The organism is Streptococcus parasanguinis, from assembly GCF_047465465.1.
Lineage (GTDB): Bacteria > Bacillota > Bacilli > Lactobacillales > Streptococcaceae > Streptococcus > Streptococcus parasanguinis_AI.
Map to the genome: position 1 here is coordinate 236378 of NZ_JASGZU010000001.1, position 17526 is coordinate 253903.

At 41.8% G+C, this 17526-nt stretch carries 16 protein-coding genes, 1 tRNA gene and 1 other RNA gene; 16 read left to right on the forward strand and 2 right to left on the reverse strand.

The genetic code is table 11. The annotated features are described in order from the left end of the window. The first annotated feature begins 48 nt into the window (after positions 1-48). From QM351_RS01195 to whiA, 5 genes are all read left to right on the forward strand, one after another. Complete coding sequence (locus QM351_RS01195; protein WP_003006512.1) at positions 49-213, forward strand: hypothetical protein; 165 nt, start codon at positions 49-51, stop codon at positions 211-213. An 18-nt stretch (positions 214-231) separates the two neighbouring features. Continuing rightward, positions 232-615: a RidA family protein gene (locus QM351_RS01200; RefSeq protein WP_155125117.1), complete on the forward strand. Its 384-nt coding sequence runs from the start codon at positions 232-234 to the stop codon at positions 613-615. A 77-nt stretch (positions 616-692) separates the two neighbouring features. Beyond that, complete coding sequence (gene rapZ, locus QM351_RS01205; RefSeq protein WP_009732574.1) at positions 693-1583, forward strand: RNase adapter RapZ; 891 nt, start codon at positions 693-695, stop codon at positions 1581-1583. Beyond that, entirely contained in the window at positions 1580-2557 is a 978-nt protein-coding gene (locus QM351_RS01210) for a YvcK family protein (protein WP_201089786.1), read from the forward strand. Before rapZ ends, QM351_RS01210 begins: the two co-directional genes overlap by 4 nt. Then, a complete protein-coding gene (gene whiA, locus QM351_RS01215) occupies positions 2554-3471 on the forward strand; it encodes a DNA-binding protein WhiA (RefSeq protein WP_414326200.1) in 918 nt (305 codons plus the stop codon). The genes QM351_RS01210 and whiA overlap by 4 nt, the downstream gene beginning before the upstream one ends. 454 nt (positions 3472-3925) lie before the next feature. On the opposite strand, the gene QM351_RS01220 is transcribed toward whiA, so the two are convergent. Continuing rightward, the gene (locus QM351_RS01220) at positions 3926-4894 is read right to left on the reverse strand and encodes an NAD(P)/FAD-dependent oxidoreductase (RefSeq protein WP_118228336.1); all 969 of its coding nucleotides are present in this window, start codon (positions 4892-4894) and stop codon (positions 3926-3928) included. 177 nt (positions 4895-5071) lie between these two features. Here QM351_RS01220 and rpsU point away from each other — a divergent pair, with 177 nt between their 5' ends. After that, complete coding sequence (gene rpsU / locus QM351_RS01225) at positions 5072-5248, forward strand: 30S ribosomal protein S21 (RefSeq protein WP_000048054.1); 177 nt, start codon at positions 5072-5074, stop codon at positions 5246-5248. Positions 5249-5348: 100 nt separating this feature from the next. Here the strand turns inward: rpsU and mscL are convergent, their stop codons facing one another. Then, on the reverse strand, positions 5349-5729 hold the full coding sequence (gene mscL / locus QM351_RS01230) for a large conductance mechanosensitive channel protein MscL (protein WP_021152922.1): 381 nt from the start codon (positions 5727-5729) through the stop codon (positions 5349-5351). Positions 5730-5943: 214 nt separating this feature from the next. Here mscL and dnaG point away from each other — a divergent pair, with 214 nt between their 5' ends. The 10 genes from dnaG (at position 5944) to pyk (ending at position 17378) form a co-directional block, all read left to right on the forward strand. Further along, complete coding sequence (dnaG, locus tag QM351_RS01235) at positions 5944-7722, forward strand: DNA primase (RefSeq protein WP_414326202.1); 1779 nt, start codon at positions 5944-5946, stop codon at positions 7720-7722. Between the two features lie 2 nt (positions 7723-7724). Further along, the gene (gene rpoD, locus QM351_RS01240; protein ID WP_003003251.1) at positions 7725-8834 is read left to right on the forward strand and encodes an RNA polymerase sigma factor RpoD; all 1110 of its coding nucleotides are present in this window, start codon (positions 7725-7727) and stop codon (positions 8832-8834) included. Positions 8835-8956: 122 nt separating this feature from the next. Further along, a complete protein-coding gene (locus QM351_RS01245; RefSeq protein ID WP_004220168.1) occupies positions 8957-9286 on the forward strand; it encodes a metal-sulfur cluster assembly factor in 330 nt (109 codons plus the stop codon). Positions 9287-9457: 171 nt separating this feature from the next. Then, entirely contained in the window at positions 9458-10165 is a 708-nt protein-coding gene (locus QM351_RS01250) for an ABC transporter ATP-binding protein (RefSeq protein ID WP_024054676.1), read from the forward strand. A gap of 9 nt (positions 10166-10174) precedes the next feature. After that, on the forward strand, positions 10175-10969 hold the full coding sequence (locus QM351_RS01255; protein WP_414326203.1) for a hypothetical protein: 795 nt from the start codon (positions 10175-10177) through the stop codon (positions 10967-10969). A gap of 103 nt (positions 10970-11072) precedes the next feature. After that, positions 11073-11421: a transfer-messenger RNA gene (gene ssrA / locus QM351_RS01260) on the forward strand. 11 nt (positions 11422-11432) lie between these two features. Beyond that, positions 11433-11520 (forward strand) — tRNA-Ser (locus QM351_RS01265). An 83-nt stretch (positions 11521-11603) separates the two neighbouring features. After that, positions 11604-14705 (forward strand): DNA polymerase III subunit alpha, encoded by a 3102-nt coding sequence (locus QM351_RS01270; RefSeq protein WP_414326205.1) that lies wholly within the window; start codon positions 11604-11606, stop codon positions 14703-14705. 84 nt (positions 14706-14789) lie between these two features. Then, positions 14790-15803 carry a 6-phosphofructokinase gene (pfkA, locus tag QM351_RS01275; protein WP_021152956.1) on the forward strand — a complete coding sequence of 338 codons (1014 nt, stop codon included), beginning with the start codon at positions 14790-14792 and terminating at the stop codon, positions 15801-15803. Between the two features lie 69 nt (positions 15804-15872). Continuing rightward, entirely contained in the window at positions 15873-17378 is a 1506-nt protein-coding gene (gene pyk, locus QM351_RS01280) for a pyruvate kinase (RefSeq protein WP_414326207.1), read from the forward strand. Positions 17379-17526 lie beyond the last annotated feature (148 nt).

Here is a 17526-nt window from a genome sequence, read left to right on the forward strand (position 1 = left end):
AGATCCCCAGCGGATCAAGGATTCCAAATAAGAAGTGAGGCTTTTTCAGTGGGAGATAAACCAATATCTTTTCGAGATGAAAATGGAAATTTTGTTTCAGCAGCCGATGTTTGGAATGCTGAAAAACTAGAAGAACTCTTTAATACGCTAAATCCTAAGCGCAAGTTGCGCCTACAAAGGGAAAAATTAGCAAAAGAAAACCAGCAGAAGTAAATAGACTTGGAGAATACTATGGCAAAAACAATTCATACAGATAAAGCACCTGCAGCAATTGGACCTTATGTTCAAGGGAAAATCGTAGGCAATCTTCTCTTTGCAAGCGGACAAGTTCCCTTGTCACCTGAAACAGGTGAAATCATTGGAGAAACCATCCAAGAACAAACAGAGCAAGTCTTAAAGAACATTGGGGCTATTTTGGAAGAGGCTGGGACAGACTTCGACCACGTGGTGAAAACCACTTGTTTCTTAAGTGATATGAATGACTTTGTACCTTTTAATGAGGTCTATAAAACAGTCTTTACCACAGAGTTTCCAGCTCGATCTGCTGTTGAAGTAGCACGCCTGCCACGTGATGTGAAGGTTGAAATTGAAGTTATTGCGGAATTAAAGTCCTAATAACCATTCAAAGACAAAAAGACAGAGTGGAGAGCAGGAAACTGTAGGCCACTCTGTTTTATTTATGGGAGGAGAAAATGACAGAAAGTAAGATTCAACTGGTCATGGTAACCGGGATGAGCGGTGCTGGAAAGACCGTCGCCATCCAATCGTTTGAGGACTTGGGTTACTTTACCATCGATAATATGCCACCGGCGCTCTTGCTGAAATTTATTGAGCTCATGCGCCACAGTCCCGATAACAATAAATTAGCCGTTGTTGTGGATATGCGGAGCCGTTCTTTTTTCAATGAAATTCGCACCATTTTGGATGAATTGGACAACCAAGAAGACCTCGATTTCAAGGTCTTGTTCTTGGATGCCACTGATAGTGAGTTGGTAGCACGATACAAGGAAACACGTCGTAGCCACCCACTAGCAGCAGATGGCCGTGTTTTAGATGGGATTACCCTAGAGCGCGAGCTCTTGTCTCCTTTAAAAAATATCAGTCAAAATGTGGTGGACACGACTGAGTTGACGCCCCGTAATCTGAGAAAAACGATTGCAGAGCAATTTGCCAGTCAAGATAATCAGCCAGATTTTCGGGTTGAGGTCATGTCATTTGGTTTCAAATACGGCCTTCCGATCGATGCTGACCTCGTCTTTGACGTGCGTTTTCTTCCAAATCCCTACTATAAATTGGAGCTTCGGAATTTAACCGGTCAAGATCCAGCTGTCTATGATTATGTCATGGATCACCCTGAATCAGAGGACTTTTACCGTCATCTCCATGACTTAATCGTTCCTATTTTACCGTCTTATAAACGAGAAGGTAAATCCGTTCTCACCATCGCCATGGGCTGTACTGGAGGTCAACACCGTTCAGTAGCCTTTGCAGAGCGCTTAGCGCATGATTTAGAAAAAAATTGGCAGGTCAATTGCAGTCATAGAGACAAGGACAGACGGAAAGAAACGGTGAATCGCTCATGAGAAAACCTAAAGTAACCGTTATTGGAGGAGGGACAGGGATTTCTGTTATTCTCGATAGTCTAAGAAAGAAACCGGTCGAGATCACTGCCATTGTAACTGTTGCAGATGATGGCGGTAGCTCAGGTGAATTGCGGAAGAACATCCAAAAATTGACACCACCTGGGGATCTTCGAAATGTCTTGGTTGCCATGTCAGATATGCCTCGTTTTTATGAGAAAGTCTTTCAATACCGCTTTGCGGAGGATGATGGTCCTTTGGCTGGGCACCCTTTGGGAAACTTGATTATTGCAGGGATTTCAGAGATGCAAGGCTCGACCTATAATGCCATGCAGTTGTTGACTAAGTTCTTTCATACAACCGGCAAGATCTATCCGTCGAGTGATAGTCCCTTGACCCTTCATGCCGTTTTTCAAGATGGAAAAGAAGTGGTAGGAGAAAGCCACATTGCCAACTACACCGGCATGATTGATCATGTTTATGTGACCAATACCTTTGATCAAGAGCGCCCAAAAGCTAGTAAGAAAGTGGTGGAAGCGATTCTTGAAAGTGATATGGTCGTCTTAGGTCCTGGTTCGCTCTTTACCTCGATCCTTCCTAATTTGATGATCGATGAGATTGGGAAAGCCATCCTTGAAACCAAGGCCCAAGTGGCTTATGTTTGTAACATCATGACCCAAAGAGGAGAAACCGAGCATTTCACAGATAGCGACCACGTTGCCGTGCTCCATAAACATTTGGGAGAGAAGTTCATTGATACCGTCCTTGTCAATATCAATCAGGTTCCCGCAGCCTACATGAACAGCAATAAATTTGATGAATACTTAGTGCAGGTAGAGCATGATTTTAAGGGCTTGCGATCGCAAGTGCCTCAAGTGATTTCTTCCGATTTCTTAAAGCTGGTCAACGGGGGAGCTTTTCATGATGGTGAAAAAGTGGTCGAAGAGCTGATGCAGATCGTGCAGGTGAGAAAATGAGTTTTACGGTTCGTGTCAAAGAAGAATTATTGTCTCTCAAGCGATTTGAAAAGAGTGAATTAGCTGCCATTATCAAGATGTCTGGAAGTCTTGGGATTTCAATGGGGGGCTTGACGCTCTCGGTGACGACAGAAAATGCCAAGATCGCTCGCCATATCTATGAATTGTTGCATCATTTTTATGAGGCCAAATCGGATATTCGCCACCACCAAAAAACCAATTTGAAAAAAAATCGTGTTTACACAGTATTCTTGGATGAAAAGGTGGAAGCGATTCTTGCTGACTTGCATTTGGCAGATGCCTTTTTTGGGATTGAGACAGGCATTGATGCCAGTGTTTTAGAAGATGAAGTAGCCAGTCGTGCTTATCTTCGGGGGGCTTTTCTGTCGAGTGGTTCCATCAAGGATCCTGAAAAAGGGAAGTACCAGTTGGAAATTCATTCTGTTTATACAGACCACGCGGAAGGAATTGCCCTTCTCATGCAAGGATTTTTACTAGATGCGAAAACCATCGAGCGGAAAAAAGGAGTGGTAACCTATCTGCAACGAGCGGAAGATATTATTGATTTTCTAATTGTGGTAGAGGCCATGCAAGCCATGCAGGAATTTGAGTCCATCAAGGTTATGAGAGAGACGCGTAATGACCTCAATCGGGCCAATAATGCCGAGATGGCCAATATCCAGCGCACAGTTACTGCTAGCATGAAAACCATTAATAATATTAGTAAAATTGTGGATACGGTCGGCCTAGGGAGTTTACCAAGTGACCTGCAAGAAGTTGCCTATATCCGGATGAACCATCCAGATTATTCTATCCAGCAGATTGCCGATAGCTTGCAACAATCTATTTCAAAAAGCGGTGTCAATCACCGCTTGCGTAAGATCAATAAGATCGCAGACGATTTAGACAAATAAAAAAGGCCAAAGGCCTTTCATAATGAGGTTAAAGTCTTTTTAAAAACTTTCCTTAGGTGAGTACGGACGTCAGCGAACTTCATAGAAGTTCCATGACTAAATTAAGATACAGAGGGCGTCTGCGGATAAAGTCAAAATAGGAAGTTTGACGCAGAATCTTTCGATTCTAGGAGAACTTATCTTTTTGACACAATCCGCAGCCCTTGTTCAATTTGTATTGAGCCCCTTCGCTCTTTAATTTCTGGGCTCAGGCTAAAACAGTTTCCCAAACTGTTTTACTCTCAAAACTCCCGAGTGCCTGAAACGTATTGTTTCAGGCACTTTTCTCACAGCGGAAAGTTTTTGTATTTTCTTGATTCAAACTAAAAATAGGAACTCATTTTTACTTCTTTGCAGAATCGATTAACTTAAAATAGTTTGACTTCAATTTAAAAAAGGCCAAAGGCCTTTTTTATTATAAACTTGTTGAGTGGGTTGGTTGGACTTTTTTATCTGGATAGATGTAGTTGATGGCATTGTTTACGGCTGTTGGAGCTTCCCCCAGACCTGTAGCGATGAGATCAATCTTTCCTTCGTAGAAGCAGCAGTCTCCACAGGCATAAATTCCAGGAAGGCTGGTTTCTTGTTTTTGGTTCACCTTGATTTTATGGCGTTGCAATTCTACACCCCATTCTTTTAAGTTTCCGATTGAAGATTTAAAGCCATAGTTGACAAATAAGTGATCAATCGGGATGAGTTCTGTTTCATCGGATTTGACTTTTGTGATTTCAAGGTGTGTGGCATGACCATTTTCTCCAATCAAGCGGCTAGGAACAAATGGTGTTTTGATGCTGACAGAAGATTGCTTGAGTTCTTCTACACTGTGTTCTAGGGCACGGAAGTTGTCCCGACGGTGAACGATTGTAGTTGGAGCAATCTTGTCAAAAGCAAGAGCCCAGTCCACAGCAGAGTCCCCACCACCAAGGACGGTCACCTGTTGTCCTTCATATTGTTGGATGTTTGATACGTGATAGTGGACGTTATCAAAGGTATCAGCCCCCTCGATATCAAGAGCACGTGGTTTAAAGGCACCGCCACCCATGGCAATGATGACTGCTTTAGACTGATGCACTTGGCGAGAAGTAGTGATAATGAAGAGGTCACCCTCTTTTTGAATATCCTCTACAGTTTCATTGAGGAAGATCGGTGTATCGAATCGTTTGACTTGCTCGATCAAGCGGTCGCTTAATTCTTCACCTGTTAAATTGGTAAAACCGGGTACATCGAGGATATTTTTTTCTGGATAGAGAATGGCTGGTTGCCCTCCAAGTTGAGGCAAGGAATCAATCAGTTTGACTTTAACTTGGCGCATATTGCCATAAAAAGCAGCAAACAGACCAACTGGTCCGCCCCCAACAATCGTAATATCATAAATTTCTGACATGGTATCTCCTTCAGGGTTTTCTATGTTTCCATTGTATCATAAAAAAAGTGAATTGAAAAAGTGATCATTGAAAAAGAACAGTGGGGGGAAAGAATAGAAAACTGTTAAAAGTTCTTGACAGCGTCCTTAAAGTGTGATAAAATGATTAAGATTTTAGGCTTGAAGGGAGTGAAAAATATGTCAAAAACAGTAGTACGTAAGAATGAATCTCTTGACGATGCTCTTCGTCGTTTCAAACGTGCGGTTACTAAAGCTGGTACTCTTCAAGAAACACGCAAACGTGAATTCTATGAAAAACCTTCTGTAAAACGTAAACGTAAATCAGAAGCAGCTCGTAAACGTAAAAAATTCTAATTGAATACAAGAACAGACTTCGGTCTGTTTTTTGTTTTTATCATCCGTTAAAGACAAAAAAACCGATCTTCTAGCTAGAAGATCGGATCTTTTTATCTGATTATTTGTTTGCAAGCAAGTCGCGGATTTCAGTAAGCAACTCTTCTTGAGTAGGAGCAGGAGCTTCTTCTTCGACAGCTTCTTCTTTTTTACCAAGGTTTTGAGCTTTTTCAGCAGCTTTCACTACGAAGAAAAGAACAGTACCAACAACAAGGAAGTTGATCACAGCGCTCAAGAAGCTACCGTATGCAACACCGTTCCATGACAAATTAGCAATCTTATCAACACCAGCAGCTTTCATAGCTGGTTTCAAAATAAGTGGAGTGATGATATCGTTAACAAGTGATGTTACGATAGCTCCAAATGCAGCTCCGATAACGACTGCTACAGCAAGGTCAACAATATTCCCACGAAGGAGAAAAGCTTTCAAATCTTTTAACATATCCTAAATATGTCCTTTCATAATAATTTTTTACTATGATAGTATAACGGAAAAATATTCGACTGACAAGGAATATGCCTCATTTTTTAAAATTAGTGATAAAGGTTGAAAATCTTTTCTTTTATGTGTGAAATCGGTAGGAAAAAATTTACTTTTACTAACTTTTAGTATAAAATATAAAGTGATAATCTATGGTAAAATGGAGGCACTGTTTATGGTTGATAAAGAGCTAATTGCAGAAATTAAAAACAGTGTAAACATTGTTGAAGTTATTGGAGAAGTTGTTTCTTTGACCAAGGCTGGCCGTAATTTTTTAGGGCTCTGTCCTTTTCATGGTGAAAAGACTCCTTCTTTTAATGTCGTTGAAGACAAGCAGTTTTACCATTGTTTCGGATGTGGTCGCTCGGGAGATGTCTTTAAGTTTATTGAGGAATACCGTGGAGTGGCTTTTATGGATGCGGTCCAGATCGTAGCAGAAAAAGCGGGTATTGCGCTTCAGTACCAAGCAAGGCCGGCTCAACCAACGTCTATCAATCCCAACCAAGAACTTTATGAGATTCATCAGGAAGCCAGTAAGTTCTACCAGGCGATTCTGATGACGACAAAGATGGGAGAAGAAGCGCGAAATTATCTGCATGAACGTGGATTGACGGATGAGGTCATCCGACATTTTCAATTGGGCTTAGCCCCAGCAGAAGGGAATTATCTCTATCGAAATCTCTCTGAGAAGTTCTCTGAGAAAGTGATTACCGATTCGGGGTTATTCACAATCTCAGATGCTGGAACAGTTTTTGATGCCTTTCAGGATCGGATTATGTTTCCTTTGACGGATGATAGTGGACGTGTCATTGCTTTTTCTGGTAGGCTGTGGAAACTAACGGATGATGGCAGTCATCAAGCCAAGTACAAGAATAGTCGAAGTACCCGTCTATTTAATAAGAGTTATGAACTTTATCATTTGGATCAAGCTAAGACGAGCGCCAAAAAGCAACATGAAATGTATATCATGGAAGGCTTTATGGATGTCATTGCGGCTTATCGAGCTGGGATTGAAAATGCAGTCGCCTCTATGGGGACAGCCTTGACACCAGAGCACGTCCAGCACCTGTCTCATTTTACCAAAAAGGTCATTCTGACCTATGATGGGGATAAGGCGGGACTTGAAGCAACCGCTAAGGCCTTGGATGTCTTGCAGGATCTGGAGTTGGAGATCGTCCGTATCCCTGATCAGATGGATCCCGATGAGTACCTCAAAAAGACCTCCCCAGAAGATCTAGCTTCCCTCTTGAAGAATTCGCGGATCAGTAAGGTTGAATTCTTGATGCACTACTGGAAACCCCAGTATATTGAGAACTTACAGGCACAGATTGAGTTTGTCGAGAAGCTGGCACCGATGATCGCCCAGACGCGCTCCATCACAGCGCAAAACACCTATATTTATAAGTTGGCAGATTTATTGCCAGACTTTGATTATTTGCAGATTGAGCAGATTGTCAATAATAGTCGCTTGCATCAACGGCAAGAAGAGCAAGAAGGTGGACGATCCAAAACGTCGAATTTTTCAGTGGAGCTCTTGCCGAATCGTGGGATGACGCGCTTGATCAAGGCGGAAAATCATTTGTTAAGTAGGATGAAGGATTTTCCAATGGTCCTCAATGATTACCGTTTGCGACCTGATTTTGCCTTCGACACGCCGGAGTTACAGATCTTGTATCAATTGCTCTGTCAAAATGGAGAAGTCACCTCTCAGGATTTATCTGAGCAGCCTGAAGGGGTCCAGCACGCCTGGTACCGCATGTTAGAAGAAGATTTACCAGATGAGATAGCAGATGGTGAGTTAGAAGAAGTAGAAGCGACACGGAATCGTGAGCTTCTTCGCAAAGAAAGTCAACAAATTGGAAATAAAGTGAAGGAAGCTTCCTCAATAGGGGATGCGGAAAAAGCTTTATTGGAACTCGAGCGTTTAATCGCTCAAAAAAGAAGAATGGAGTAAGAATGGCTAAAGAACAAAAAGATATTACAACATTGGACGTTCAAATTGCAGAATTTATTCGCAGCCACAAGAAAAGCGGAACTGCAACAGATGATGAAATTAATGACCAATTGGTTATTCCATTCACACTCGATGCAGATGGGATTGAAGATCTTTTGCAACGCATTCAAGATGCAGGGATTTCGATCACTGATAAAGACGGCAACCCAAGTGCGCGTGTGTTGAACAATGAGGAAGAGCCAGAATTGTCAGATGAAGAACTGCTTGGAAGCAACTCTGCTAAGGTCAATGACCCAGTACGGATGTACTTGAAAGAAATTGGGGTTGTTCCTCTTTTGACAAATGAAGAAGAACAAGAATTGGCTATCTTGGTGGAACAAGGTGATTTGGAAGCTAAGCAACGTCTAGCAGAAGCTAACCTTCGTTTGGTTGTATCCATTGCGAAACGTTACGTTGGTCGTGGAATGCAATTTTTGGATTTGATCCAAGAAGGAAACATGGGCTTGATGAAGGCGGTTGATAAGTTTGACTATACCAAAGGGTTCAAGTTCTCTACTTATGCTACTTGGTGGATCCGTCAGGCCATCACTCGTGCCATTGCAGACCAAGCCCGTACCATTCGGATTCCTGTTCACATGGTGGAAACCATTAACAAGTTGGTTCGTGAACAACGCAATCTCTTGCAAGAATTGGGACAAGACCCAACACCAGAACAAATCGCTGAACGTATGGATATGACACCAGACAAGGTGCGTGAAATCTTGAAGATTGCTCAAGAGCCTGTATCTCTTGAAACTCCAATCGGGGAAGAAGACGATAGCCACTTGGGCGATTTCATCGAAGATGAAGTGATTGAAAATCCTGTAGACTACACCACTCGTGTGGTACTACGCGAACAATTGGATGAAGTCCTCGATACCCTGACTGACCGGGAGGAAAATGTTTTGCGCCTTCGTTTTGGTCTCGATGATGGAAAAATGCGGACCTTGGAAGATGTGGGCAAAGTCTTCAACGTGACCCGTGAACGGATCCGTCAGATCGAAGCCAAAGCCCTCCGCAAACTCCGCCACCCAAGCAGAAGCAAACCATTACGTGACTTTATAGAGGATTAAAAAGATCCTGCGGATCTTTTTAACGGTCGCCAAGAAATCAAAAAGCGACCCAGGTCCGGGGGATCTTTTTAACCCGAGCCCAGAAATTCTATCGAGAGTAAATAGCAGAAAAAGGAAGTCATATGGCATATACAACTGAGCAAATTGAAGAAATTAAAAATAAAATTTTAAATGCTTTGGAAGAGGTAATCGATCCTGAGCTTGGGATTGACATTGTCAATTTAGGTCTTGTCTACGAGATCCATTTTGACGGTGAAACTGGAGCAACCATCATTGATATGACTCTAACGACCATGGGATGTCCATTAGCGGACCTTCTGACAGATCAGATTCATGATGTTTTAGCAGAAGTAGAAGAAGTGACATCTGTGGATGTGAAGTTGGTCTGGTACCCTGCTTGGACGGTTGAAAAGATGAGCCGTTATGCACGGATCGCACTTGGAATTAGTTAAACATTCTATGCATCAAAATAAATCAGAGGTTGGGGTTTCCCTAACCTCTGATTTATTTATCCCTATTTTTTTGAACAAGTATTTACAAATTCTTAGCAAATTTTCAGATAAAGTTGCAATCATCAAGGGGACAGGGTATAATAGCATAAATAGAAAATAAAGGAGATTTACATGAATCAGTATCCTTTGGTCTACTTGGACCATGTGACAAAGAATTATGGGCATGAAGTTGCTCTCATGGATGTTAGTTTGAACATCCAACCTGGCCGTATTATTGGCCTTTTGGGTCCCAATGGTAGTGGGAAAACAACCATCATTAAATTGATTAATGGTTTGTTGCAACCAAGCCTTGGAAATATCTATATTCATGGGCAATTACCATCCCCAGCTTCTAAAAAAGTGGTTTCCTATTTGCCAGATACAACTTATCTGAATGAAAATATGAAAATTATTGATGCTATTAACTATTTCCAAGATTTTTATGCAGATTTTAATGTCCAACGAGCTTACCAATTGCTCAACGATTTGCATTTGCAGCCAAATCAAAAATTGAACAGCCTTTCAAAAGGGAACAAGGAAAAAGTGCAATTGATTTTGGTGATGAGCCGTGAAGCTGACTTGTATGTTCTTGATGAACCAATCGGTGGGGTTGACCCAGCAGCGCGTGATTATATTTTGCGGACCATTATTCAAAACAGACGTCCAAACTCTTCTGTCTTGATTTCTACTCACTTGATTGCGGATATTGAGCAAGTTTTGGATGAGGCCATTTTCATCAACCAAGGAAGAATCCTCTTGCATGAAAATACGACTGTTATGCGCAATCAACACGGAAAATCAATCGATGAGATCTTCCGTGATCAATTCCGTGTTTATTAGGAGGAACCCATGTTTGGTAAATTATTAAAATATGAATTTAAATCGACAGCTAAGTGGTATTTATTGATCACCCTGATCGCACTAGGTTTGTCAGTGATTACAGGTGTTATTGGTGGAAGTGCTACAAACGGTTTTGTGAATATGGAAACCAATAGTATGCAAATCATAACGGGGACTCTTGGGATTCTCATTTTTGGAGGAGTCATTGGTCTTTATCTTAGTAACTACTATATTATTATCCGTCGTTTCTATTCCAACTTATACGGACGCGAAGGTTACTTGACCTGGACCCTTCCAGCTAGCCCGCATGCGATCATTTTATCTAAATTTGTGGGAGCTTTTGTAGCGAGTCTTTACTGCCTATTCCTTCTATTTTTTAGTGGTTTTATCACAATTATTGTGATGGGCGCTGTCATTGGACAAGACCTCTCTCCTGTATTTAGTATTATCGCTGAGGCTTTTAGTCATTCTATTGCTTATTGGATTATCGTTTGGTGGATTTTTACCACAGCTTCAGGGATCTTCCTATTTTATGTATCGATCGCACTTGGCCAACTGTTTCAAAATCGTCGAGGATTTAAGGCTATTCTGTTTTTCTTTCTCTTGTGCATTGTTTTAAGTATCATCGGTACAGCAGTCAATCCATTTAGAGATTCATATGCTGTCGGGTATGCATTGGTTTATGGAAATATTGATGAATTTGGAGCAAACTTCATTCCAGGTCTCATTTATGAAGTCATTAAGATTGTTTCTATGTACTTCACCATTCACTATATCAGCAAGTATAAGTTGAATCTTCAATAAAAACAGTTAATTGAACAAGGAGCTCCCCAGTGGAAGCCTTCTTGTTCAATTTTTTTCTTTTGCATTTTTGGCTACATTTTGATATACTAATTGTATTCGTTTTGGGGTCGTTACGGATTCGACAGGCATTATGAGGCATATTTTGCAACTCATCTAGCGGATGTAAAACGCCAGTTAAATATAACTGCAAAAAATAATAATTCTTACGCTTTAGCTGCCTAAACACCAGCAGGCGTGACCCGATTCGAATCGCTCGTGTTTGATGACAGGTCTTAATTTTAGCGAGATACGATCTAGCTTGGTCTAGGAGTTAGATAAGAGATTGATAGACTCGCAGGTACAGGGCTTGAGTTATGTGTCGTGTAGCTGTTAAAATAAGACATAACCTATGGTTGTAGACAAATATGCTGGCAGGTGTTTGGACGTGGGTTCGACTCCCACCGGCTCCATATTTATTATTCATGGAAGATTACTCAAGAGGCTTAAGAGGCCGTGTTGGAAACGCGGTAGGCGTGTAAAAGCGTGCGTGGGTTCGAATCCCATGTCTTCCGTTGTTGAGACATCATTGTGTAGCAGTGGTGTTTTTTTGTACAAAAAAGAGTCCCAAAAATAGACCAGTGAGGGAGGAGAAAAAGTGATTGCACAGCTAGATACCAAATCAGTCTATACTTTTATGGAAAGCCTTGTGACCATAAAAGACTATGTCCAAGTGGCTAAAAGTATGGGGTATGACGCATTGGGAATCATGGATGTAGATAATTTGTATGGTGCCTATGAATTTATCGAAGCCTGTCAGGCCCAAAAACTCAACCCCTTGGTCGGTTTAGAAATTGGACTAGAAGTAGACAATGAAACAATTCCGCTTCGGATGATGGCCTTATCCACGAAGGGCTACCAAAATTTGATGAAGATGTCGACCGTCAAAATGATGGGGAAGAGCAATTGGGAAGATGTGAAGCACCTTACAGAAGGAGTAGCAGTTATTGTCCCAGCGCCTTTTGCTAGTGGAGACTTGCCGCTTGGTCTAGATTACTTCATCGGAGTTTTTGTGGATACGCCGGTCCAAGAGTTTAGCCACCCTGTGCTCCCTCTTCATACCGTTCGATTTTTTGAGGCTGGGGATGTGGAAGCCATGCAGATGCTGGCAGCCATCAAGGACAATCAAAGCTTGACGGAAACAGGACCAATTGATCCGACAACAGTCCTAAAAACTCCTCAGGATTTAAAGAATGATTTTGCAGAGCGATTTCCTCAAGCCATCACAAATCTGGAAAAACTAGTCCAAGGGATTCAATATGATATTGACACCCAGTTGAAATTGCCTCGCTTCAATCCTCAGAAACCAGCTGTTGAGGAACTGAGAGAATTAGCTCAAGCGGGTCTCCTTCGAAAGAACTTGACCAGTCCGGTCTATCAAGAACGTCTGGAGCATGAATTAGACATTATTCACCAGATGGGCTTTGATGATTATTTCTTGATTGTCTGGGACCTTCTTCGTTTCGGACGGAGTCAAGGCTATTATATGGGAATGGGACGTGGGTCTGCTGTAGGCTCACTGGTAGCCTATTCCCTAGGGATTACAGGGATTGATCCTGTGGAGAAGAACCTCCTATTTGAGCGCTTTTTAAATGTGGAGCGCTACACCATGCCGGATATTGATATTGATATTCCTGATATCTATCGTCCAGAATTTATCCGCTATGTGCGAGACCGTTACGGGAGTTACCATGCAGCTCAAATCGTGACCTTTTCAACCTTTGGGGCCAAACAAGCCATTCGAGATGTCTTCAAACGTTTTGGGGTACCAGAGTATGAATTGACCTCCATTACCAAGCGGATTGGGTTTAGGGATACACTGACAACCGCGTATGAACAGAATCTAGCTTTTCGACAAGTGATTCATAGCCGAGCAGAATTTGAGCGTGGCTTTGAAATTGCTAAAAGAATTGAAGGCCAACCAAGACAGACATCGATCCACGCGGCTGGGGTTGTGATGAGTGACCAGGATTTGACGGATCACATTCCTCTCAAGTACGGAGAAGATATGTTTGTCACCCAGTATGATGCCCATGCGGTTGAAGCCAATGGTCTGTTAAAGATGGACTTTTTGGGTCTGCGAAATTTAACCTTCGTTCAGAAAATGAAGGAAGCGGTCTATGAAAAGTACCAAGAAGAGATCGTGATTGAAGCCATTGATTTAGAAGATCCAGAAACCTTGGCCTTGTTTGCTGCTGGGGATACCAAGGGGATTTTCCAATTTGAACAGGCTGGAGCCATTCGCCTCTTGAGACGAGTGAGACCCAATCATTTCGAAGAAGTGGTAGCGACCACCTCTCTCAATCGTCCAGGAGCTAGTGATTACATTGATAATTTCGTCAAAAGAAAGCACGGTCAAGAAAAAGTTGAGATTTTAGATCCAGCTATTGAAGAAATCTTAAGGCCCACTTATGGGATCATGCTCTACCAAGAGCAGGTGATGCAGGTTGCCCAGCGTTTTGCAGGCTTTAGTCTAGGGAAAGCCGATATTTTACGTCGGGCTATGGGCAAAAAAAATGCAGCTGAAATGCATCAGATGGAAGACGATTTTGTCTCAGGTGCTCTTAAACTTGGGCATACGGAAGAAAAAGCCAAAGAGGTCTTTGCGATCATGGAAAAATTCGCAGGCTATGGGTTTAACCGTTCCCATGCCTATGCCTATTCTGCCTTGGCCTTTCAGATGGCCTATTTCAAGGTCCATTATCCAGATGTTTTCTTTGATGTCATGCTCAATTATTCGAGCAGCGATTATCTGACAGATGCTCTCCAGTTTGATTTTAAAGTCGCACCATTATCCATCAATACCATCCCTTACAGAGATAAGTTCCAGGATCGAAAAATCTACTTGGGAATGAAAAATATCAAGGGACTCCCAAGAGATTTAGCGTATTGGATTATTGATAATCGTCCCTTTGAAAGTGTCGAAGATTTTATTTTACGACTCCCCAATCAGTATCATAAATTGCCTTTGTTAACACCTTTAGTGGAGCTTGGACTGTTTGACATCTTTGAAAAAAATAGACGCAAGGTGCTTCACAATTTGCCGAATTTGTTTGTCTTTGCCGATGAGTTAGGCAGTTTATTTGCGGATTCTAACTATTCCTGGACAGAAGCGGAGGACTTTAGCCAGGCTGAAAAATATGAGAAGGAAGAGGCCATTATTGGCGTCGGGCTCAGTACTCACCCATTGGTTGCGATTGGGCAAACAAGTCCCTATGAGATCCAACCAATTTCTCAATTAGTTCAAGGAGAGCAGGCACGCATTCTCATTGAGGTACAAAACATTCGAACCATTCGAACCAAGTCGGGTGATCTCATGGCTTTCTTACAAGTCAGTGATACCAAGAAAAAATTGGATGTGACCCTTTTCCCTGAAACCTACAATCGATTTTCCTCCTTGATAAAAGAAGGTGGCTTTTATTACTTGACAGGGAAGATACAAGAGCGTGATGGGCGCTTGCAAATGATTCTAGCAGAGGCACAACTGGCAACCAATGAAAAGTTCTGGATCCAGTTGCTCGATCATCGTCAGGATAAAACGATCCTTTCTATCTTGAAAAAATATCCGGGCCCATATCCTGTGATATTACGCTATGAAGACGAGAAAAAAACTCTTCAATTGAGGGGCTATACAGTCCAGAAAAACAAAGAATTGGAAGATGAACTAAAGAATCTCGTTATGAAAACGATTTATCGGTAAAAACTGCGAAAAATACGAGAATTTTAGTCTTCTTTGTGTTATAATTACGTAGAATGTAAAAGAAAAAAAGGAGCAAACAACGAAATGAAACGTATTGCTGTTTTAACTAGTGGTGGAGATGCCCCTGGAATGAACGCTGCCATCCGTGCAGTTGTTCGTCAAGCAATTTCAGAAGGAATGGAAGTTTTCGGTATCTATGATGGATATGCGGGAATGGTTGCTGGTAAAATTCAGCCCCTTGACGCCTCATCTGTTGGAGATATTATTTCCCGTGGTGGTACCTTCCTTCATTCAGCTCGTTACCCTGAATTCGCTCAACGCGAAGGTCAATTAAAAGGGATCGAGCAATTGAAGAAACACGGGATCGAAGGTGTTGTCGTTATTGGTGGAGATGGTTCTTACCATGGTGCGATGCGCTTGACTGAGCTTGGATTCCCAGCTGTTGGTCTTCCTGGTACGATCGACAACGATATCGTCGGAACTGACTTTACAATTGGTTTTGATACGGCAGTCACAACTGCAATGGACGCGATCGATAAGATCCGTGATACTTCATCTAGTCACCACCGTACTTTCGTAATTGAAGTTATGGGACGTAATGCTGGAGATATCGCTCTTTGGGCAGGGATTGCATCTGGTGCAGATGAAATCATCATTCCTGAAGAAGGATTCAAGATCGAAGATGTTGTTGAGAGCATCAAAGAAGGTTACGCAAAAGGTCGTACCCACAACATCATCATCTTGGCTGAAGGCGTGATGTCTGCAGATGAATTTGGTAAAGCGTTGAAAGAAGCTGGTGATGAAAGTGACCTTCGTGTGACTGAGCTTGGTCACATCCAACGTGGTGGTTCACCTACAGCGCGTGACCGTGTTCTTGCTTCACGTATGGGAGCACACGCTGTTAAATTGTTGAAACAAGGAATCGGTGGTGTAGCCGTTGGTATCCGTAATGAAAAAATGGTTGAAAACCCAATCCTTGGTAAAGCAGAAGAAGGAGCCCTCTTTAGCTTGACAGAAGATGGTAAGATTGTGGTAAACAATCCACATAAAGCTGATCTTGGTCTTGCCGAGTTGAACCGTAGCTTGTCTTCAATTTAATTTTATTTCATAAATTCGTTAACCTTGTCTTAAAAAGACAGATATATTTAAAAAGGAGTCATATATATCATGAACAAACGTGTAAAAATCGTTGCAACTTTGGGTCCTGCGGTAGAAATCCGTGGTGGTAAAAAATTTGGTGAAGATGGATACTGGGGTGAAAAACTTGACGTTGAAGCTTCAGCACAAAACATTGCTAAATTGATCGAAGCTGGCGCTAACACTTTCCGTTTCAACTTCTCACACGGTGACCACCAAGAACAAGGTGAACGTATGGCAACTGTTAAACGTGCAGAAGAAATCGCTGGTAAAAAAGTTGGTTTCCTTCTTGATACAAAAGGTCCTGAAATCCGTACTGAATTGTTCGAAGGTGAAGCTAAAGAGTATTCATACAAGACTGGTGAACGTATTCGCGTTGCTACAAAACAAGGCATCAAATCAACTCGTGACGTTATCGCATTGAACGTTGCTGGTGCGCTTGACATCTTTGATGACGTTGAAGTTGGACACCAAGTATTGGTTGATGATGGTAAATTGGGTCTTCGCGTTGTAGAAAAAGATGCTGCAAAACGTGAATTTGTTGTTGAAGTTGAAAACGACGGTATCATTGCTAAACAAAAAGGTGTGAACATCCCTAACACTAAGATTCCTTTCCCAGCACTTGCTGAACGCGATAACGACGATATCCGCTTCGGTTTGGAACAAGGTATCAACTTCATCGCGATCTCATTCGTACGTACTGCAAAAGACGTAAATGAAGTTCGTGCAATTTGTGAAGAAACTGGTAACGGTCACGTTCAATTGTTTGCGAAGATCGAAAACCAACAAGGTATCGATAATTTAGATGAAATCATTGAAGCTGCAGACGGTATTATGATTGCTCGTGGTGACATGGGTATCGAAGTACCATTTGAAATGGTTCCAGTTTACCAAAAAATGATTATCACTAAAGTGAATGCTGCTGGTAAAGTTGTTATCACTGCAACAAACATGCTTGAAACAATGACTGAAAAACCACGTGCAACTCGTTCTGAAGTATCTGACGTTTTCAACGCTGTTATCGATGGTACTGATGCTACAATGCTTTCAGGTGAATCTGCAAATGGTAAATACCCACTTGAGTCAGTTACAACAATGGCTACAATTGACAAGAACGCTCAAACACTTTTGAAAGAATACGGACGTTTGAACTCAGATTCATTTGAACGTAACTCTAAGACAGAAGTTATGGCTTCAGCTGTTAAAGATGCTACAAACTCAATGGACATCAAATTGGTTGTAACTCTTACTAAGACTGGTCACACAGCACGTTTGATTTCTAAATACCGTCCAAATGCTGATATTTTGGCATTGACATTTGACGAATTGACAGAACGTGGATTGATGTTGAACTGGGGTGTTATCCCAATGTTGACAGAAGCTCCATCATCAACCGATGACATGTTTGAAATTGCTGAACGTAAAGCAGTTGAAGCTGGTCTTGTACAATCTGGTGATGATATTGTTATCGTTGCAGGTGTGCCACTTGGTGAAGCTGTTCGTACAAACACAATGCGTATCCGTACAGTACGTTAATAGACAATTATATCTGAAAGCCTTGTTGGTTGATCTGAAAGGATTGACCGCGAGGTTTTTCTTTTTCTTCTGGTTTGTGTTGATAAGAATTCTCACTAATGCTTACTTTCTCTTTTTTAAAGATCAAAAACATGGTATAATAAATAAA